The organism is Adlercreutzia sp. ZJ473 (genome assembly GCF_013185065.1).
Taxonomy (GTDB): Bacteria; Actinomycetota; Coriobacteriia; order Coriobacteriales; family Eggerthellaceae; genus CAAEEV01.
In genome coordinates this window covers 1-18,646 of sequence record NZ_JAAVTO010000010.1, presented here as the reverse complement: position 1 = coordinate 18,646, position 18,646 = coordinate 1, and the positions used below count along the sequence as shown (strand labels likewise).

Annotated in this window: 21 protein-coding genes; 2 read left to right on the top strand and 19 right to left on the bottom strand. The window is 67.8% G+C overall.

Annotated elements, in window-relative coordinates; genetic code table 11:
• Window positions 1-35: 35 nt before the first annotated feature.
• From HRL41_RS03285 to HRL41_RS03255, 7 genes are all read right to left on the bottom strand, one after another.
• On the bottom strand, window positions 36-1,328 hold the full coding sequence (locus HRL41_RS03285) for a dihydroorotase (protein WP_165171615.1): 1,293 nt from the start codon (window positions 1,326-1,328) through the stop codon (window positions 36-38).
• Window positions 1,312-2,256, bottom strand: a complete 945-nt coding sequence (locus HRL41_RS03280; protein ID WP_172135525.1) for an aspartate carbamoyltransferase catalytic subunit — start codon at window positions 2,254-2,256, stop codon at window positions 1,312-1,314. The genes HRL41_RS03285 and HRL41_RS03280 overlap by 17 nt, the downstream gene beginning before the upstream one ends.
• Before the next feature lie 3 nt (window positions 2,257-2,259).
• The gene (gene pyrR, locus HRL41_RS03275; protein WP_165171619.1) at window positions 2,260-2,847 is read right to left on the bottom strand and encodes a bifunctional pyr operon transcriptional regulator/uracil phosphoribosyltransferase PyrR; all 588 of its coding nucleotides are present in this window, start codon (window positions 2,845-2,847) and stop codon (window positions 2,260-2,262) included.
• 516 nt (window positions 2,848-3,363) lie between these two features.
• Complete coding sequence (locus tag HRL41_RS03270; RefSeq protein ID WP_172135524.1) at window positions 3,364-4,188, bottom strand: hypothetical protein; 825 nt, start codon at window positions 4,186-4,188, stop codon at window positions 3,364-3,366.
• 159 nt (window positions 4,189-4,347) lie between these two features.
• The gene (locus tag HRL41_RS03265; RefSeq protein ID WP_172135523.1) at window positions 4,348-4,833 is read right to left on the bottom strand and encodes a hypothetical protein; all 486 of its coding nucleotides are present in this window, start codon (window positions 4,831-4,833) and stop codon (window positions 4,348-4,350) included.
• A complete protein-coding gene (locus tag HRL41_RS03260) occupies window positions 4,833-5,342 on the bottom strand; it encodes a DUF3990 domain-containing protein (RefSeq protein WP_172135522.1) in 510 nt (169 codons plus the stop codon). Before HRL41_RS03260 ends, HRL41_RS03265 begins: the two co-directional genes overlap by 1 nt.
• Before the next feature lie 127 nt (window positions 5,343-5,469).
• On the bottom strand, window positions 5,470-5,652 hold the full coding sequence (locus HRL41_RS03255) for a hypothetical protein (protein ID WP_172135521.1): 183 nt from the start codon (window positions 5,650-5,652) through the stop codon (window positions 5,470-5,472).
• Between the two features lie 434 nt (window positions 5,653-6,086).
• Here HRL41_RS03255 and HRL41_RS03250 point away from each other — a divergent pair, with 434 nt between their 5' ends.
• Together HRL41_RS03250 and HRL41_RS03245 are read left to right on the top strand one after the other, a co-directional pair.
• A complete protein-coding gene (locus HRL41_RS03250; RefSeq protein ID WP_165171642.1) occupies window positions 6,087-6,401 on the top strand; it encodes a type II toxin-antitoxin system RelB/DinJ family antitoxin in 315 nt (104 codons plus the stop codon).
• Window positions 6,398-6,712, top strand: a complete 315-nt coding sequence (locus HRL41_RS03245; RefSeq protein ID WP_172135520.1) for a hypothetical protein — start codon at window positions 6,398-6,400, stop codon at window positions 6,710-6,712. Before HRL41_RS03250 ends, HRL41_RS03245 begins: the two co-directional genes overlap by 4 nt.
• Window positions 6,713-6,826: 114 nt before the next feature.
• Here HRL41_RS03245 and HRL41_RS03240 read toward each other — a convergent pair whose 3' ends face one another.
• The 12 genes from HRL41_RS03240 to def form a co-directional block, all read right to left on the bottom strand.
• On the bottom strand, window positions 6,827-8,500 hold the full coding sequence (locus HRL41_RS03240; RefSeq protein WP_165171646.1) for an AMP-binding protein: 1,674 nt from the start codon (window positions 8,498-8,500) through the stop codon (window positions 6,827-6,829).
• Between the two features lie 193 nt (window positions 8,501-8,693).
• A complete protein-coding gene (locus HRL41_RS03235; protein ID WP_165171648.1) occupies window positions 8,694-9,242 on the bottom strand; it encodes a helix-turn-helix domain-containing protein in 549 nt (182 codons plus the stop codon).
• A 2-nt stretch (window positions 9,243-9,244) separates the two neighbouring features.
• Window positions 9,245-9,781 carry a 2-oxoacid:acceptor oxidoreductase family protein gene (locus tag HRL41_RS03230; RefSeq protein WP_165171650.1) on the bottom strand — a complete coding sequence of 179 codons (537 nt, stop codon included), beginning with the start codon at window positions 9,779-9,781 and terminating at the stop codon, window positions 9,245-9,247.
• Entirely contained in the window at window positions 9,778-10,632 is an 855-nt protein-coding gene (locus HRL41_RS03225; RefSeq protein ID WP_165171652.1) for a thiamine pyrophosphate-dependent enzyme, read from the bottom strand. Before HRL41_RS03225 ends, HRL41_RS03230 begins: the two co-directional genes overlap by 4 nt.
• Before the next feature lie 2 nt (window positions 10,633-10,634).
• The gene (locus HRL41_RS03220; RefSeq protein WP_172135519.1) at window positions 10,635-11,705 is read right to left on the bottom strand and encodes a 3-methyl-2-oxobutanoate dehydrogenase subunit VorB; all 1,071 of its coding nucleotides are present in this window, start codon (window positions 11,703-11,705) and stop codon (window positions 10,635-10,637) included.
• A gap of 6 nt (window positions 11,706-11,711) precedes the next feature.
• Entirely contained in the window at window positions 11,712-11,918 is a 207-nt protein-coding gene (locus HRL41_RS03215; protein WP_165171657.1) for a 4Fe-4S binding protein, read from the bottom strand.
• A gap of 82 nt (window positions 11,919-12,000) precedes the next feature.
• On the bottom strand, window positions 12,001-12,990 hold the full coding sequence (locus HRL41_RS03210) for a ParA family protein (RefSeq protein ID WP_172135518.1): 990 nt from the start codon (window positions 12,988-12,990) through the stop codon (window positions 12,001-12,003).
• A gap of 1 nt (window position 12,991) precedes the next feature.
• On the bottom strand, window positions 12,992-14,776 hold the full coding sequence (locus tag HRL41_RS03205) for an AMP-binding protein (RefSeq protein WP_172135517.1): 1,785 nt from the start codon (window positions 14,774-14,776) through the stop codon (window positions 12,992-12,994).
• 97 nt (window positions 14,777-14,873) lie between these two features.
• Window positions 14,874-15,458, bottom strand: a complete 585-nt coding sequence (locus HRL41_RS12410) for a helix-turn-helix domain-containing protein (RefSeq protein WP_165171663.1) — start codon at window positions 15,456-15,458, stop codon at window positions 14,874-14,876.
• A gap of 45 nt (window positions 15,459-15,503) precedes the next feature.
• A complete protein-coding gene (locus tag HRL41_RS03195) occupies window positions 15,504-16,961 on the bottom strand; it encodes an RsmB/NOP family class I SAM-dependent RNA methyltransferase (protein ID WP_172135516.1) in 1,458 nt (485 codons plus the stop codon).
• On the bottom strand, window positions 16,954-17,910 hold the full coding sequence (gene fmt, locus HRL41_RS03190) for a methionyl-tRNA formyltransferase (RefSeq protein WP_172135515.1): 957 nt from the start codon (window positions 17,908-17,910) through the stop codon (window positions 16,954-16,956). Before fmt ends, HRL41_RS03195 begins: the two co-directional genes overlap by 8 nt.
• Before the next feature lies 1 nt (window position 17,911).
• On the bottom strand, window positions 17,912-18,457 hold the full coding sequence (def, locus tag HRL41_RS03185) for a peptide deformylase (protein ID WP_172135514.1): 546 nt from the start codon (window positions 18,455-18,457) through the stop codon (window positions 17,912-17,914).
• Window positions 18,458-18,646: the final 189 nt, after the last annotated feature.

Genomic DNA, 18,646 nt, shown 5'->3' with positions numbered 1-18,646 from the left:
CTGCCCCCATGCCGTCGGGCGCAGGCGCGCGTTGGCTACTCGACGATGGCGCCGTCCTCGAGCGTGGCGTAGCCGCCCACGTACACGTCCGTCGCGCGGCCCGTGAGCTCGGCCCCGACGAAGCCGGAGTTCTTGGCCTTCGAGGCGAAGTCGGCGACGTCGACCGTCCAGGTGACGTCGGGGTCGATCACCGTGAGGTCGGCGACGCTGCCCGGCTCGATCCGCACGGGCTCCACGCGCAGGATCTCGCGCGGGGCGACGCTCATGAGCTCCACGAGGCGCTCCCAGGTGATCCGGCCCGGCTTCACGAGGTTCGTGACCATGAGGCCGAGCGCCGTCTCCAGGCCGATCATGCCGAAGGGCGCGAGCTCGAACTCGCGGTCCTTCTCGAAGTCGGTGTGCGGCGCGTGGTCCGTGACGATGGCGTCGACGGTGCCGTCGATGACGCCCTCGACGAGCGCGGCGGCGTCAGCGGCCGTGCGCAGCGGCGGGTTCACCTTCAAGCTGGTATTGTAGTCGTCGCCGATGGCGTCCTCGGTGAGGAACAGGTGGTGCGGCGTGGCCTCGCAGGTCACGGGCAGCCCCTCGGCCTTCGCGGCGCGCACCAGGTCGAGCCCGCGCGCGGTGGAGATGTGCTGGACGTGCAGCGGGCAGCCCGTCAGGCGGCACAGCGCGATGTCGCGGGCGATCTGGAGCTCCTCGCCCTCGGCCGGCCAGCCCAAAAGCCCGAGGCGCGTGGACGCCACGCCCTCGTTCACCTGCCCCTCGCCGACGAGGTCCTCGTCCTGGCAGTGGCTCATGACCACGCGGCCGAACTGGCTCGCGTAGTCCATGACGCGGCGCATCATGCCCGCGCCCTGCACGCCGCGGCCGTCGTCGGTGAAGGCCACCGCGCCGTGGGCGACCATGTCGCCCATCTCGGAGAGCGTCTCGCCCTTGAGGCCCTGGCTGCAGGCGCCGGACACGTGCACGCGGCACTTGCCCACCGCGGCCGCGCGCGCCTTCACGTACTCCACGGCCACCGCGTTGTCCACCACCGGCTTGGTGTTGGGCATGGAGCACACGGCCGTGTAGCCGCCCTTGGCCGCCGCGCGCGTCTCGGAGGCGATGTCGCCCTTCTGCTCGAAGCCCGGCTCGCGCAGATGGACGTGCATGTCCACGAGGCCCGGGACGACCGTCTTGCCCGCCAGGTCGCGCTCGACGCCCTTCGGCATGTCGAGGTCGTGCCCGATCTCCACGATGCGGCCGTCGCGGATGAGCACGTCGGCGACTTCGTTGAGGCCGACCTGCGGGTCGACCAAGTGCGCGTTTCTAAGCAGCAATGCCATCTTCGCTCCCTCCAAGCAGCAGGTACAGGGCGGCCATGCGGGTCAGGATGCCGGCATAGACCTGGTCGAGAATGACCGAGCGCTCCGGGTGGTCGGCCATGTAGGAGTCGAGCTCGACGCCGCGGTTGATGGGGCCGGGGTGGCACACGATGGCGTCGGGCTTCATGAGGGGCTCGCGTGCCTCGGTGAGGCCGTAGAGCATGTTGTACTCGCGCAGGCTCGGGTACGGCGCCCCCTCGAGTCGCTCGCGCTGGATGCGCAGCATGTACACCACGTCGAGCTCGGGCAGGGCCTCGTCGAGGTTGCTCGTCCAGTGGTCGGCGCCGAGCACGTCGGGGCGCGCCGGCAGGAGCGTGGGCGGGGCGATGACCGTGACCTCGCAGCCCATGATCTTGAGCGCGGGGATGAGGCTGCCGCACACGCGGGAGTGCCCGATGTCGCCGACGACGCCGACGTGCAGCTTGTCGAGGTCGCCCTTGGTCTGCCAGATGGAGTACAGGTCGAGCAGGGCCTGCGTGGGGTGCTGGTGCTTGCCGTCGCCGGCGTCGATCACGTGCACGCCCGACACGTCGGCGATCTTGCGCGGCACGCCCGCGTGCTTGTCGCGGACGACGATCATGTCGACCTTGTAGGAGCACAGCGTCTCGACCGTGTCCACGAGGCTCTCGCCCTTGACCGTGGAGGTGGAGGAGCCGCCGAAGTTGAGGCTGTTGGCGCTCAGGCGCTTCTCGGCCATCTCGAAGGAGGAGCGCGTGCGCGTGGAGGGCTCGTTGAACATGTTCACGACGGTGAAGCCCTTGAGCGTGGGCACCTGCTTGATGCGCCGCTCGTTGACCTCGCGGAAGCGCACCGCCGTCTCGAGGATGGTCATGATGTCGTCGGCGGAGTACTCCGTGATGTCGATCAGGTGCTTGTGGTTGAAGCCCATGCCCTACTCACCTCCCAGGGGTGCCGAGCCCGCGCGGGAGCCCGGTTCGATTGCAAGAATCTCCACGGCTGACACGCCGTCGACCTCCTCGAGGAAGAGCCGCACGCTCTCGTCGGCGGACGAGGGCACGTTCTTCCCCACGTAGTCGGCGCGGATGGGCAGCTCGCGGTGGCCGCGGTCGACGAGGACGGCGAGCTGCACGGCAGCCGGGCGGCCGATGTCCATGAGCGCGTCGAGCGCGGCGCGGATGGTGCGGCCCGTGTAGAGCACGTCGTCCACGAGGACGACCGTGATGCCGTCGATGTCGAACGCGATGTCGGTGGAGTGGACCTCGGGCGCGAAATGCGTCATGAAGTCATCGCGGTAGAAGCTGATGTCGAGCTTGCCGAGGGGCACCTTCACCCCTTCGATCTCCTCGATCTTGCAGGCGAGCTTCTTGGCAAGCAGGTCGCCGCGGGTCACGATGCCCACGAGCGCGATGCCTTGAGCTCCTTTGTTGGCCTCGAGGATCTGATGCGCAATGCGCGTGATGGATCGCTCGATCTCGCTTGCATCCATGCAAACGGATTTGACCAGGCTGTTCTCGTTCATACACACTCCCTTCTGGTTCGAGTGCGCACAGACGAAACCGAATCCCCCGCCGTCAGGCCGCTTGCGCTCGCGCTGCGCTCACGTGCCCGGGCCTGCGCCCGCCGCCCGCGCGCCTCGCGCTCCTCGCTGCGCTCGCGTCCTGTCCGCCGCGTTCATCCCGCCGTCGCAGGGCAAAAAAACGAGCCCCTGCGACTGACAAAGGCTCTCCCCGCTTCGCATCTTCGCCGCGCGCGGCCGCGCGCAGGTGATGCACTTGGTTTGTACCTTGTCGGTCTCTCTGTACCGCATTTAAAGGACTCGTCCAGTATGCCACGTTTCCCCCGCGTGCGTAACCCCTCGGCGCCAAGTTTTTCACGAGCGGGCGGGGCGCCACGACGACGCCATGCCCGCCCGCGTCGGACCGCACCGTACGTAGCGCCTCACGCTGGCTCGCGCGGCGTCGAAGCGCTGGCGAGGCGCGTCTGCCTTGTCAGACGCGACGCCTTGAAGGGCGGAGCGCTCTCTCGGGGACCGCCCCTACGCGCCTAAGGCGGCGAGGCGGGCGCGGGCGGGCGTCACGAGGGCGAGCTTGTTGCCGTGACCCACCACGAACTCGAGGCAGGCGCGCTCGCGGGCCGCGTCGCCCAGCCGGTAGCATGCCTGAGCCTCGTCCCACGCGCGCTCGACGCGCAGGCGCAGGGGGTGGTCGGCGTTCGCGCGCACCTGCTCGCACAAGTCGAGCAGCCCCTGCGGGTCCTCGGCGACGCGCGCGTCCACGAGCTCGCGCTGCGAGGCCAGATACGCGCGGCGCTGCGCGGACGCGTCATCGGCGAGCCCCTCGAGCAGCCCCTCCCCCTGCGCGATGAGCCCGAGCACGTCAGAGGGCTCGTCGAGCTTCAGCGCGAGGGGCACCATGTTCACCACGACGGCCGCCCGGGCCTCGGGCTTCTTGAGGTTCGCCACGCCGCCGAGCTGCGTCGCCTTCACGGCCTGCGCGCGCTCGACCTGGCCCGCGTCGAGCAGGGCCTGGGCGTAGTACGACATGAACCACGAGGGCAGCTCGCCGCACTGCGGCTCGACGAGCTCGGCGACGGGCGCGCCCTGGTCGATGAGCGCGTTCGGGTCGCACTGCTCGTTGTAGAGCGCGAAGAGGCGCTCGGTCTCGGCCTGCGCCTTCATGCCCATGACGCGCTGCATGACGGCCATGGTGCCGAAGAACAGCACGAGCAGCGTGATGAGCCCCGGCAGGGACGCCGCCATGATCTGCCCGGTGAGCAGCGGCCAGATGGTCGAGGCGACGAGGGGAACGGCGGCCGCGGCGACGCAGCAGATGATGACGTAGCGCTTGAAGTAAGGCAGCATGCGGGCTCCTTGCAAAGTGACGTGTTTGCCCCAGTATAGCAAAAGACCCGGCACGGCGATCCGTCCCGGGTCCTCTCCCAAGCCACAGCCGAGCTCCTCAACTCGAACGCTTCTCTTCTCGATGCGCCCTTGCGCTTGGGCGAAAAGGAATCATCCTCGCTAGGCGGCTGTCATGTCGGAAACGAGCGCGATTCGCTCGCTGGCAACCTGGTTGAGGGGGACGGGCAGCCTTCTGAAGTCGTCGCTGCCCAGCCAGTCGAGCGTGCCGTCGCACATGAGCCCGTAGAGCGCCGCGGGCTCATCAAGGTCGCTGTTGAACGATACGAGCTCCACCAGAAGAGCGGGCATCTCCGCCTCGCCCTCGAAGGAGCCATAGGGAGGAATCGGAGCCGCGTCGGCGCACGCGCCGAAGCGCAGGAGCATCTCGCTGACGGCAGCCTCGAACGGAAGGGCATGGTTGCAGGGGGCGTCATCGATCAGATCAGCGATGTCGTCGTTCTCCAGGCAAAGGAGGTCGACGAGCTCCCTCAGAGTCGCTCCTATGCCTCGCGCCATTGCGAGGAGCACGGCAACCGTGTAGCGCACATCGTCGAACTCGAACCTCTTGACAACGGTCGAGCGGGTGAGGACAGGATAGGTGATCATCATCGCTCCTCAACGTCGTACGATTCCACGAAATGAAGGAAGGGAAGAGCCTCGTCCGCGAGCATTACCTGATGGGTGGGGTAGCTGAACCGCGCCTTCCTCCAGAACTCGTCGCGTCCGATGGTTCCCGCGAGAAAGGACTCCACGAAGTTGTATACCTTGTCGTCGGCCATGGGGCCCTCGACATAGGCAAAGCCATGGGGCACCCCACCTCGGCATGAGGCGACGAAATCGAGCCACTCGTCGCTCATCTGCGAGAACAGCAGCGAGGGGCAATTCTTCACAGCACGGCTCTTCTCGAAGCGATAGACGGTGACGATGGGGCGAGCCTCAGGGTTTGTGCGCCTGAGGTTTCGGAACTTCCTCAGCGCCCATCGTTCCGCCTGCTCCTGCAGAAGCGTGAGATAGAAGCCTTCGCCAAAGTATTTCGCATAGGCTCCCGCTGTGACGCGCGGCTCTCTCACCGGCAGATAGCTGCCGTGAAACAGCATCGTGACGTCTTCAACCATCGATCTCACCTCGCTTAGGATAGTATGCCTGATGTTGATGCTTGCCGATTCCGTTTCGGAGGGCAGGCCGTAGAACCTGGCCGAGAAAGCGGAACATCATCTAGAGCATGATCGTCTTGACTACATCTTAAGCGGCCCTCTTCCCGATGGCAACACTCTTGTCCTTGGCCATCTCGATTACGGTTGCGGCCTTCTTGGCGATCTCCCCGACGTCGCACGCCTCCGGCTCGGGCTCGGGCCGCTTGAAGGCCTTCGCCATCGACGGGCCGCTGAAGCACCTCCTCGCCGACCAGCCCTCGCCCTGGTCCACGAGCACCGCCTCGACGAGGCGAACGAGCGACGCCGTCGAGGGTAAGAAGAGGAAGCCAGAAGCAAACTAGACAAATTCGAGCAGGAGCACGGCGGAAATGAGGTCAAATACTTTTTCGGCGAAGACAGGCTCAACCATCAGCTGCAGACCACAATGCATAGGCTCAAGGAAGCGAGAGAGCCTTTTTCCCTCTTACCTCAAGATCTTCTATACCGTGATGCTGAGTTCAACTTCGGCGGAGTTCCGTCGCCAGATAAAGATTTTTGATCGCAACAACGTAGCAAGTTGCAATACGGCAAATCGTTATTGCGCATGGATGGTTGTTCCCTAGCAAGCAACCCCTGCTTCCATACCTATGCAGCGATACGGTTACGAAGAAAGAGCAGCATGCTATAATGAAAATCCAATGGAATCCCATAGCAAAGGAGACCCGTATGTCCCTCATTCAGATCACGGTGGACGATGACGTGAGGGCGCGCGCAGACGCCGCCTTCGCGCGCAACGGCATCACCACGCCGATGGCGATGAAGATGATGGTGACGCAGGTGGCCAACGAGGGCCGCACCCCCTTCGACGGCGTGTTCACCGGGCGAGCTGCTGCTGAGCTCGCCGAGAACGTGCGCCGCGACATGGTGTACGCCGAGGCGCAGGAGCTCGGCCTCATTCCCGACGATGCCGGAGATGCCCTGCATATACCAGACGACGTCCTGGCTGCTTTGGGGATCTCCCCCGACGAGGTGGGTCAATGAGCCGCTACCTCGTCAAAGCGTCCGATCGCTTCTGGCTCGGGCTGAAGCCGCTGCGCCGGAAGTACACGCGCGAGCAGATCATCGAGATCATCGGCATCGTGAAAGACGCCATCCGCGAGCTCGCGGACAAAGGTTACGTTGACGAGGCGGGATGGGACGACCATCCGCTCGTTCACCGACCCTTCGCCGACGGATGCCACTTCGAGTTCCACATCTACGATGACGACGTGCTCGTCATCTACTTCAAGCGCGAGAGCAAGCGAATAATCCGCATGGTGGGCATCTACGACCACGACACCCTGCCCGGCTGAACGCCATCTCACATCTCGGACGACGCGAAAGATCGCATGCCGTGGCAGAACGGAGGGGCGCCCGCAGTTCACGGGCGCCCCTCCGACGCTCTTTGAATGCGGTTGACTTCAGCGCTAGTCCACCACGCCGTCGTTCGTGCGGATGAGCTTGCGCTTGATCTTGCCGCCGATGGTCTTGGGCAGCTCGTCGGTGAACTCGACGATGCGCGGGTACTTGTACGGCGCCGTCGTCTTCTTCACGTGGTTCTGCAGCTCCTTGACCAGCTCGTCGGAGGGCTCGTACCCGCGCGCGAGCACGATGGTCGCCTTCACCACCTTGCCGCGGATGGGGTCGGGCGCGGCCGTCACCGCGCACTCCACCACGGCCGGGTGCTCCACGAGCGCGCTCTCCACCTCGAAGGGCCCGATGCGGTAGCCCGAGCACTTGATGACGTCGTCGTTGCGCCCCACGAAGAAGCAGTAGCCGTCGGAGTCGCGCCACGCCATGTCATGCAGGTTGTAGTACTCCCCGCCCACGGCCTCGCGCGTGCGCTCCTCGTCGCGGTAGTAACCCACGAACAGGCCCGGCGGGTAGGCCTCCTTCAGGCCCGTGACGCAGATGGCGCCCTCCTCGCCGTCCTCCACCTCGACGCCGTCGTCGTCGAGCAGCTTGATGTTGAGCAGGGGCGACGGCTTGCCCATGGAGCCGGGGCGCGGCTCGACCCAGGGGAAGGTGGCCAGGAGCACCGGTCCCTCGGTCTGGCCGAAGCCCTCGCGGATCTTCTTGCCCGTGAGGCGCTCCCACTGGATGGTGACCTCGGCGTTCAGCGGCTCGCCCGCCGTGGCGAAGTTCTGCACGCTCGACAGGTCATAGGCCGCCACGTCCTCCTGCAGCATGAAGCGGTACATGGTCGGCGGCGCGCAGAACGTGGTGAGCTTGTAGTCCTGGATCTTCTGCAGCAGCTTGGTGGGCACGAACTTCATCATGTCGTACACGAACACCGTGGCGCCCGCGATCCACTGGCCGTAGATCTTGCCCCAGCCGAACTTGGCCCAGCCCGAGTCGGTCACGCTCATGTGCAGCTCGTTCTCATGCACCTGCTGCCAGTACTTGGCCGTGATGATGTGGCCCAGGGGATGCGCGAAGTTGTGGCACACCGCCTTCGCGTTGCCCGTGGTGCCGCTCGTGAAGTAGATGAGCATGATGTCCTTGCTCGTGACGCCCGCCTCGCCGGTGGGGCGCTCGAAGGCGTCGGGCTCGTCGGCGATCAGCTCGTCGAAGCTCGTCCAGCCTTCGCGGCCTCCCGCCACGACCACGCGGTTGGTGATGGTCGGCGCGTCAGGCAGCGCGAGCTCGGTCTGGGTGCACACGTAGTCGTCGTCCACGCACACCATCATCTTCACGTTCGCGCTGTTCGCGCGGTACACGATGTCCTTCTTGGTGAGCTGCAGCGACGCCGGGATGATGGTCGCGCCCAGCTTGCACAGCGCCGTGGCCACCACCCAGTACTCCCAGCGGCGGCGCAGGATGCACATGACGACGTCGCCCTTGCCGATGCCCATCTTGCGGAAGGCGTTGGCCGTCTTGTTCGACAGGCGGGAGATGTCGGTGAAGGTGAAGGTGCGCTCCTCCCCCGCGTCGTCGCACCACAGAAGCGCGCGCTTGCCGGGCTCGACGCGCGCCCACTCGTCCACCACGTCGTAGCCGAAGTTGAACACCTCGGGCACGTCGATGCGGAAGTTGGCGTAGAAGTCCTCGTACGAGTCGAACTCGATGCGGGGGCAGTATTTCTTCAAGATGTAATCCATGGGATTTCTCTAGGCTCCTTCAAAGCATGTGGTTTCAACTGAGAGAACGCAGCGCCGGGGCGCGGGGCTGTGCTCACCAAGCGAGTTCCGCACGAGCCGAAATGCTTGCTAAGCATTTCGCGCGAGCAGGACTGTCTGAGCGGCTGAGCATTGCCCCGCGACCCGACGCGAACGACAGCAGATCTCTACCTGCCTATTCGGCGATGATCGTGATGAATTTCGCGGTCTTGTCGCCGTGGCAGCGCTGGCCGTGCGGGTGCGTGGGGTTGAAGTAGATGCTGTCCCACTCGTCGAGCACGATCTCCTTGTCGTCGAAGGTCACCACGATGGAGCCCTCGATGACGAAGTTGAACTCCTGCCCCTGGTGAGAGACGAGCTTCGCCGGCTCGTCAGAGGGGTCGAGCACCACCACGAGCGGCTGCATGATCTTGTTGGAGTAGCGCCATGCCATGTCGTCGTAGTGGTAGCCCGGGTAGCGGTCGACTTCCTTGCCCTGCCCGCGGCGCACCACGTGGTAGGTGTCGAGCTTCGCCGCCGTCCCCGTGAGGATCTCGGTGAGGTCGACGCCGAACTCGTGCGCCATGTGGTAGATGGCCGAGATGGGGACGTCAGCCCCCGTCTCCTCCCAGCTCAGGTACTGCTCGACGCTCACTTCCAGCTCGCGCGCCATCTCCTCGGGCGTCATGTCGCACGCCTCGCGCAGACCCTGGATGCGCAGGCCGATCTCCTTCAGCTCGTCCATGCTCATGCCTCGATTCCCAGGCCGATGGCCTGCTTGTTCTTGTCGATGAGCGCTGCCTTGCGCGGCGGGACGCACTTCTCGATGGCCGCGTCAACGGTGGCGCGCTCGCAGAACTGCGTCTCGGCCCAGAGCTTGCCGAGCAGCACGATGTTGCCGAGGCCCTTGAGCCCCGCTCCCTCGGCGAGCGAGGTGGCGGGGACGCCCACGACCTTCACGCCCTCGCGCTCCTTGAGCTCGGGCACCATGTCGGTGTCGGCGATGACCACGCCGCCTTCGCGCACCACGTCGATGAACTTGTCGAACGACGGCTGGTTCATGGCGACGAGCACGTCGGGCGTGGTCACGAGCGGGCTGCCGATGGGCTCGTCAGACAGCGTGACCGAGCAGTTCGCCGTGCCGCCGCGCATCTCGGGGCCGTAGGAGGGCAGCCACGACAGCTCGCGGTTCTCGATGAGGCCCGCGTACGCCATCACCTTGCCGGCGAAGAGCACGCCCTGCCCGCCGAAGCCGGCGAGCACGATCTGAAGCTCGCGACTCACCGCGCACCTCCTTCCGCCATCGCCTCGGGGTGTGCGATGGGACATGCGGCGCTGCGGGCCGCGGCGGCCTCGGCGGCGTTCGCGAAGCCGTCGGCCACCACGTCCTTGTAGACGCCGAGCGGGTAGTACGGCAGCATGTTCTCGCGCATCCACGCAAACGCGTCCTGCGGCGTCATGCCCCAGTTCGTGGGGCAGGTGGAGACCACCTCGACGAGCGAGTAGCCGCGACCCTCGACCTGCGTCTGGAACGCCTTCTTGATCGCGCGCTTGGCCTTGCGCACGTTCTTCGGCGTGTCCACGGTCACGCGCTCGAGGTACGCCACGCCGTCGAGCGAGCTCAGAAGCTCGCACACGCGCACGGGATAGCCCGCCGTGGCCACGTCGCGGCCGTAGGGCGAGGTCTGCGTCACCTGGTTCGGCAGCGACGTGGGGGCCATCTGGCCGCCCGTCATGCCGTAGATGGCGTTGTTGATGAAGATGATGGTGATGTTCTCGCCGCGCGTGGCCGCGTGCACCGTCTCGGCCATGCCGATGGAGGCCAAGTCACCGTCGCCCTGGTAGGCGAACACCACGTTGCCAGGATGAACGCGCTTCACGGCGGTGGCCACCGCCGGGGCGCGCCCGTGCGCAGCCTCGATCATGTCGCAGCCGTAGAAGTCGTACGCCATGACCGAGCAGCCCACCGGCGCGATGCCGACCGTGCGCCCCTCGACGTCAAGCTCGTCGAGGGTCTCGGCCACCAGGCGCTGCACGATGCCGTGCGCGCAGCCCGGGCAGTAGTTCGTCACCACGGGAAGCAGCGCGTGCGGGCGCTCGAAGACGACCTTCGCTTCCTTCTTTTCCTCGGTCATGCTTACTCACCGACCTTCTCGCTCAGCGCGCAGATGCGCTCCAGTACCTCGTCAGGCGTGGGGATCACGCCGCCCGTGCGGCCGTAGAAGTCAACCGGCGCCCGCCCGCTGACGGCCAGGCGCACGTCGTCGACCATCTGGCCCATGTTCATCTCGACGCTCAAGTATGCCTTGGCGGTGGGGATCGTCTCCTCGAGGGCGCGCTTGGGGAACGGCCACAGCGTCACCGGGCGCAGGAGCCCCGCCTTCACGCCGCGCTCGCGGGCGGCGTTCACGGCGCTGCGCGCCACGCGGCTCGCCGCGCCGAAGGCGACGACCACCACGTCGGCGTCCTCGGTCAGGTAGGTCTCCGCGCGCTGCTCGTCGCGCTCGATCACCGCGTAGCGCTCGTAGCGCTCGAAGTTGAGCTTCTCGAGCTCGTCGGCGGTGAGGTACAGCGAGTTGATCACGTTGTGCGGGCGCTGGTGCGCATGCCCGGTGGTCGCCCAGGGCTTCTCGGGCAGCGTCGCCGGGTCGATGGGCTCGGGCAGCACCACGGGCTCCATCATCTGGCCGAGCATGCCGTCGCCGAGGATCATCACGGGCGTGCGGTACTTGTCGGCCACGTCGAAGGCGCTGTAAGCCAGGTCGGCCATCTCCTGCACGGTCGAGGGCGCGTACACCACGATGTGGAAGTCGCCGTGGCCGAGCGCGCGCGTGGCCTGCCAGTAGTCGGACTGCGAGGGCTGGATGCCGCCGAGGCCCGGGCCGCCGCGCTGGATGTTGATGATGACGCCCGGCAGGTCGGCGCCCGCCATGTAGGACACGCCCTCGCCCTTGAGCGAGACGCCCGGGCTCGAGGACGACGTCATCACGCGCGCGCCGGCAGCCGCGGCGCCGTAGACCATGTTGATGGCCGCCACCTCGCTCTCGGCCTGCAGGTAGGTGCCCCCCACCTTCGGCATGCGCTTGGACATGTACGCCGCGAGCTCGGTCTGCGGCGTGATGGGATAGCCGAAGAAGAAGCGGCATCCCGCGCGCATGGCGCTTTCCGCAAGGGCCTCGTTGCCCTTCATGAGAACTTTCTCTGCCACCTCAACCTACCTTTCCACCGTGATGGCCACGTCGGGGCACATGAGCGCGCAGGACGTGCAGCCCGTGCATGCTCCCTCGTCCGTGCAATGGGCCGGATGATAGCCCTTCGGCGTGATGCGCGCCGGGTCGAGCTCGATGATGTGGACCGGGCAGGCGTCAACGCACAGGCCGCAGCCCTTGCAGAAGCCCTCGTCCACGATGATTCGTGCCATGATTTACCTCTTTCTTTGCTAAAGCGCAGGGGTCGAACGTCCGAAGACGACGACCCCTGCGAGGTTAACCTATGCTGCGCCCTCATTCCCAGGGCGTCTTCACACGCAGCTCAACAGGATACAGGTTGAAGGCGCCTCGCAACGATGACAGTTCGTCGGATTCTGGCTGAGTGAGCGTTTTTGGCGCCGTAACGCACAGGAGCGGAAGCCCTGCGGCGTCGGCGACCGCTTGCGCGAACGCCGCGCCGCGCGCTACCACCTCGCCGGTGGTGTCGGCCTTGAGGTGCGCGTTGCTCACGGCGCCGGTGGCGCGCAGGCGCGCCGCGCGCTCGATCTCGGCGAGCACCTCGAGGGCCTCGTCGGGCTCCTGCGTCAGGTTGCGGAAGCGGTTCACCACGTAGATCAGCGCGTAGGGGCCCGCCGCCACGTGGCGCGCGAAGCGGCCGAGCGCCATGGCGCCCGCGTCGTCGCCGCCCGCGTCGATGATGACGACGGTGCGGGGCGACGGCGCGGCGTCGATGCGGGCGCGTCCGCCGCCCCGGCACGGCGCAGAGACTTGGGGGTGGAGGGGCGGACGCGGTGCGGTGCTCACCAAGCGAGTTCCGCACGAGCCGGAAGCGCCTGCGGCGCTTCCGTGCGAGCAGGACTGTCCGAGCGACTGAGCTCTGCTCCGCGTCCGCCCCTCCGCGGCGCCCCCTGCATCCTCAAAAGCAGCGTCGGCGTAGGCGCGCTCGACGGCGGGGACGACGGCGCCCGTGAGGGACGGCACGTCGAGGCTCGACCCCGCCTCGGCGAACACGGGCGCCACCACGTCGACGCCCGCCTCCTCGAGCACGCCGCGGTACTCGGTCGAGCGGAAGTACGGGTTCACCACGTCGAGGTCGACGAGCGTGACGTCATGCCCCGCCCGCGCGGCGTCGATCGCCAGGTTGATCGCGAGGTTCGTCTTGCCCACGCCGTAGTGGCCCGCCACCACGTTCACCGGGGCGAGCGCGAAGGGCACGCCGCCGGCGCGCTCCGCGCCCGCGGCGCAGGCAGAGGCGCAGGCAGAGGCGCAGGCGTCCGCGCCCATGCTACACCAGCCCCTCGGGGGTCGCCTTGCCCGCGGCCTCGTCCGCCTCGCGGATGGCCACGCGGCGGATCTTCCCGTTGACGGTGCGCGGCAGCTCGTCCACGTACTCCACGATGCGCGGGTACTTGTACGGCGCCGTCTTGTTCTTCACCCACTTCTGCAGCTCGCGCGTGAGCGCCTCTGACGGCGCGAACCCCTCGGCGAGGACCACGGTGGCCTTCACGGCCTTGCCGCGCACCTCGTCGGGCACGCCCGTGACGGCGCACTCGCGCACGGCGTCGTGCTCGAGCATGACGCTCTCGATCTCGAAGGGGCCGATGCGGTAGCCGCTCGACTTGATGACGTCGTCGTTGCGGCCCACGTACCAGTAGTAGCCGTCCTCGTCGGCCCACGCGGTGTCGCCGGTGTGGTACCAGCCGTCGTGCATCGCAGCGGCGGTCTTGGCCGGGTCGCGGTAGTACTCCATCATGATGCCCGCCGGGTGCGGGTCGATGTTGATGCAGATCTCGCCCGTCTCGCCCACGCTGCACTCCGTGCCGTCCTCGCGCAGGATGGCCACGCGGTACAGCGGCACGGGCTTGCCCATCGAGCCCGCGCGCGGCGTGGAGTTCGTGAGGTTCGCGATGGTGAGCGGCGTCTCGGTCTGGCCGAAGCCCTCGTAGATGGTGAGCCCCGTGTGCTCCTTCCAGAAGTCGAACAGATCGGGGTTGAGCGCCTCGCCCGCCGTGGTGGAGTACTCGAGCGTGCTCAGGTCGAACGCGTCGATGTCCTCCTGCATCATGAGGCGGTACATGGTCGGCGGGCAGCACAGCGTGGTGATGTGGTACTTGCCCACGAGCGAGAGGATCTCGGCGGGGTGGAAGCGGTCGAAGTCGTACGTGAACACGCACGCCTCCATGAGCCACTGGCCGTAGTACTTGCCCCACACGGCCTTGCCCCAGCCCGTGTCGGCGATGGTGAAGTGGATGCCGTCCGGGCGCACGTTGTGCCAGTGCTTCGCCGTGATCAAGTGCCCGATCGCGTATCCGCTGTCATGCAGCACCATCTTGGGGTTGCCCGACGTGCCGCTCGAGAAGTACATGAGCATGGGGTCGGCCGCGCGCGTCTCGCGGCGGGCGAAGTCAGCCGAGGCCGCGCGCACGCCGGTGTTGAAGTCGTGCCACCCCGCGCGCTCGACGGGCGCGGCGCAGACGCCCTCCTCGCCCGACAGGGCGCTTCCCACGAGCTCGCCTTCCGCCACCTGGAGGTTGCCCGCCTCGTCGCGCGGGGTGAGGCCCGCGCCCGGCGAGTTCACCAGGACGCGCGTCACGAGGCTGGGGCACTCGTCGGCCACGGCGTCCACCACGTTCGCGATGTCGCCGGCGTTCGTGCAGATGACGGCCTTGATGTCCGCGCCGTTCACGCGGTAGGTGAGGTCGTGCTCCTTGAGCATGAAGGTGGCGGGCACCATGACGGCGCCGAGCTTGGCGAGCGCGGTGGCCACGAACCAGAACTGGTAGTGGCGGCGCAGGATGACCATCACGTAGTCCCCCCGCCCGATGCCGAGGCTCGCCAGGTAGTTCGCCGTCTTGTCCGACCACGTCTTCATGTCGGCGAAGGTGAAGGTGTGCTGCTCGCCCTCGGGGTTGCACCACACCATGGCGCGCCGGTCGGGGTCGGCGACGGCGATGTCGTCGACCACGTCGTAGCCGAAGTTGAAGTCCTCGGGGTAGTGTACGTCGAAGGAGGTGAGCAGGCCCTTCTCGTCGTAGGACTCGCTCACGTAGCGAAGGTTGATGTTTCTCATGGTAGTATTCCTCAGCGATCAGGGCGCAGCGGCCTTACGTCGCTGCGCGAAGCGAACAAGACGGCATTTGTTAGGCGCTGGCGCGTCTGCGCAGCGCCTAGATAATCTTGTCCTCGTGAGGCTTGAGAACAATGGCCAGGAAGACGCACGGCTCGCCGCCGACGGCGATCATGCCGTGGCCGCGGCCGGAGTCGTACATGAGCATGTCGCCCGCCTCGAGCTCCTCGACGTGCTCCTCGTAGGCGAAGCGCATCTTGCCCGAGATGATGAAGTCGATCTCCTGCCCCTCATGGCGCGACAGGTGGATGGGCACGCCCTGCTCCTCCTCGAGGTAGGGCGCCGTTACCAGGAAGGGCTCGGCGAGCTTGTGGCGGAAGTGCGGCGCCTTGTGCAGGTACTCGAAGCCGGCGCGGCGCTTGATGGACAGCCCGTCATGCGCGCGCGTGAGCGAGTAGCCCGTCAGGTGCGGGTTCTCGCCGGTGAGTATCTCGATCACGTCGACGCCGAACTTCTCGGCGCACTTGTAGAGGAAGGTGAAGGACAGGTCGTGCTCGCCCGACTCCTGCGCGGCGTACTCGGCCACCGAGCGCCCCGTGGCGTCAGCCATCTCCTGCATCGACAGGTCCATGTCCTCACGCAGCGCGCGAATGCGATTTGCCACCTCTTTGATGTTCGGTTCCACGATCTATCCTCCTTCACGTCTCGTCGTGGGCCAATTGAGAGCGTATTATAGCGCTTTGCGGCGCATGATGGCGCAGAAGTGCCCGTCAGTTCCGCCGGACGCCACGCGGGTGGCGAAGGCGGCCTGCCCGCGCACGGGCACCAGCTCGAAGCCCTCCCCGAACGCTCCCTTGAGGAAGCTGGCCACCACGTGCGCGTTCTCCTCGGGAAGCACCGTGCAGGTGGCGTACGCGAGCATGCCGCCGGGCGCCACGTGCGCCGCGGCGCTCTCGAGCAGCCTCAGGCCGAGCCGCGCGTGGTCGGTGACCACGTCGGGGCGCAGCCGCCAGCGGATCTCGGGGTGCCGGCGCAGCGTGCCGAGCCCCGAGCAGGGGGCGTCGATGAACACCACGTCGAAGGCGCGGTCGCCGACCGCCTCGTCAAGCCGCGCGGCGTCGCCCGTGAGGGCCTCCTCGAGGTGCACGCCGTAGTCGCTTGCGCGGTCGGCGAGCAGGTTGGTCTTGAAGCCGTGGTTGTCGATCGTTACGTAGCCGTCGACCTGCGCGCCGTATCGGCGCTGCGCGTTGCTCTGGATGAGGATAGTCTTGGTGCCGCGCCCGGCGCCCACCTCCAGAAGCGACGCGGGCTTGTCCGCGGGCAGCACGAGGCTCGCCACCACCTGGGAGGCCGCGTCGCTTACGAGCAGGCACCCGTTGGCGATGTGGCGCTTCACGCGGCCGTCGAGCAGGGCGCGCCCGTCGGCGAGGCGGTAGCAGCCCGCGACGCGCGCGCCGTCGACCTCCACGGGCTCGGGCGCGGCGCAGGCGGCCTCGAGGTCGGCCACGACCTCGTCCTCCACCTCGGGCGTCGCCTTCGCGGCGCACACGGCCGCGTACAGCGGCGCCGGCTCGTTCGACGCCTTGATGAGCTCGTGCGCGTCCTGCGCGCCGAGGTCGGACACGAGGCGCGCGGCGAGCCAGGCGGGGAAGCCATGCAGGCGCGCGTAGGCCGCCGCGTCGGTGGCGGGGTTCCCGAAGGGGAAGCTCGCCTTGGAGGCGGCCACCTTGCGCAGCACGGCGTTGGCCACGCCGCCCGCGCGCGGGGCGATGCCGCGCACGAGCTCGACGCCCTGGTCGACGGCGGCGTGCGGGCTCTTGTCGAGGAAGAGGATCTCGTAGACGCTGATCTGGAGCGCGTCGCGCACGTCGGGCGTGACGTCGTGCGGTGTGCGCATGCAGCGGTTGAGCACCTCGTCGAGCACGCCTTTGGTGCTCACCACGCCGAGCACGAGGCGCGTGGCGAACGCGCGGTCCTCGGGGCTCAGGCGCGCCACGTCGACCGTCTTCTCCATGACGTCCTGCGCGAAGGCGTCGCGCTCACGCAGGATGCGCACGGCCTCGAGCGCCGAGGTACGCGCAGGCGAGGCGCCCTTCGCCCCGCCGCGCCCGCGATGGGCGCCGCCGCCCTGCCCGCGTCCGCCGCGGCCCGACTGCGTGAAGCTCCTCTTGTTGGCTCGCTCACCCATGGCGCCTCCCCCACTTCGCATCGCCCTCGCGCAGCGCGGGCACGCCCGCGGCGAACGCCTTCGCGTCCATGCCCTTCTTCCCGTCCGGCTTGAGGGCGCGCACCTCGAGCACGCCGGCGGCGCAGCCCAGAAAGAGGCGCTTGCCCGCGAAGAGAGCCTCTTCCGCGCCGAGGCCGCGCGCCGCCTCGGGCAGCTCCCCGTCCGCCGCGAGCCGCGCCGACGTCACGGTGACGCCGCGCTCGGCGATGGCGCAGCGCGCCGGGTGCGCCGCGCTCGAGGCCTGCACGCGCCGCGCGTTCACGTCGGCCGCCGCCTCCGGGTCCAGGTCGAGCTCGCCCTTGGCGATCTTGTCCGCGTAGGTGACGAGCGCCTCGTCCTGGCGGGTCCAGCGCGCGGCGCCCTCCTCCACGTGCGCGAGCGCCGTGATGAGCGCGCGGGCGCCGAGGTTCGCCAGCTCGTCGCTGAGCGCCTCGGCGCCGAGGTCCCCCACGGGGATGCGGCGGCTCACGCAGAAGTCGCCCGTGTCAAGGCCCTCCTCCATGCGCATGATGCACACGCCCGCCTCCGCGTCGCCCGCCAGGATGGCGCGCTCGACGGGGGCGGCGCCGCGCCAGCGCGGCAAGAGCGAGCCGTGCACGTTCAGGCAGCCGAGGCGCGGGATGTCGAGCACCTCGCGCGGCAGGATGGCGCCGTAGGCCGCCACGCAGATGACGTCGGGCTCGAGGGCGGCGAGGGCGGCCTGCTCCTCGGCGCTGCGCAGCGAGCGCGGCGTGAGGACGGGCAGGCCGAGCGCGCACGCGAGCTCCTTCACCGGCGAGGGGACGAGCTTCTTGCCGCGGCCGCGCACGGCGTCGGGGCGCGTGTAGACGCCCACCACGTCATGTGCGGCCGCAAGCTCCTCGAGCACGGTGGCGGCGAAGGGCGGCGTGCCCATGAAGACGATGCGCAACCTACTTCACCTCGATCGACGTGTCGCCGGGGCGGGCGCCCTGGGCGCGCGCCTCCTCGTAGGCGCGCAACGCCTCGATGCGGGTCACGGGGTCGCAGCTCTCGAAGAGCGTGCGGCCGTTCAAGTGGTCGATCTCGTGCTGCAGGCAGCGGCCGAGCAGGCCGTCGCCCTCGATCTCCCAGAGGTCGCCGGCGAGATCGTAGTAGCGCACGCGCGCCCAGGGCTGGCGCGCGACGGGCACGGAGATGCCCGGGCAGGACAGGCAGCCCTCGCCCGCCGTCTCCGGCTCGCCCCGAAGCTCGACGATCTCGGGGTTCACGAGCACGAGCGGCTCCTGCGAGGACTTGACGTCCGGATCGTAGTCCACGTCGATCACGACGAGGCGCTTCGTGACGCCCACCTGCGGCGCGGCGATGCCGCAGCCGGAGTTCTTGTACATGGCGTGCGCCATCTGCTTGGCGAGGCGCTCGAGCGACTTGTCGCCCGGCGTGCAGGGCTCGCACACCGTGGCGAGGATGGGGTCAGGTGACACAACTATCTTCAACATGCTGCTTCCTTAGCTTTAGCTGCGGTTATGCCCGCGAAAAAACGCTTCGCCTATTGTCCGCGAGCTCGCGCGCGCTGTCCAGCGTCGGCGTGAAAACTCTACGAACGCGCTCAGCGGGCGGATGCGGGGCGCACGTGGGCGCCGCGGGTCCGCTCGCGTGCCCGCTCGCACGCGGGTCCGCTCGCGCGC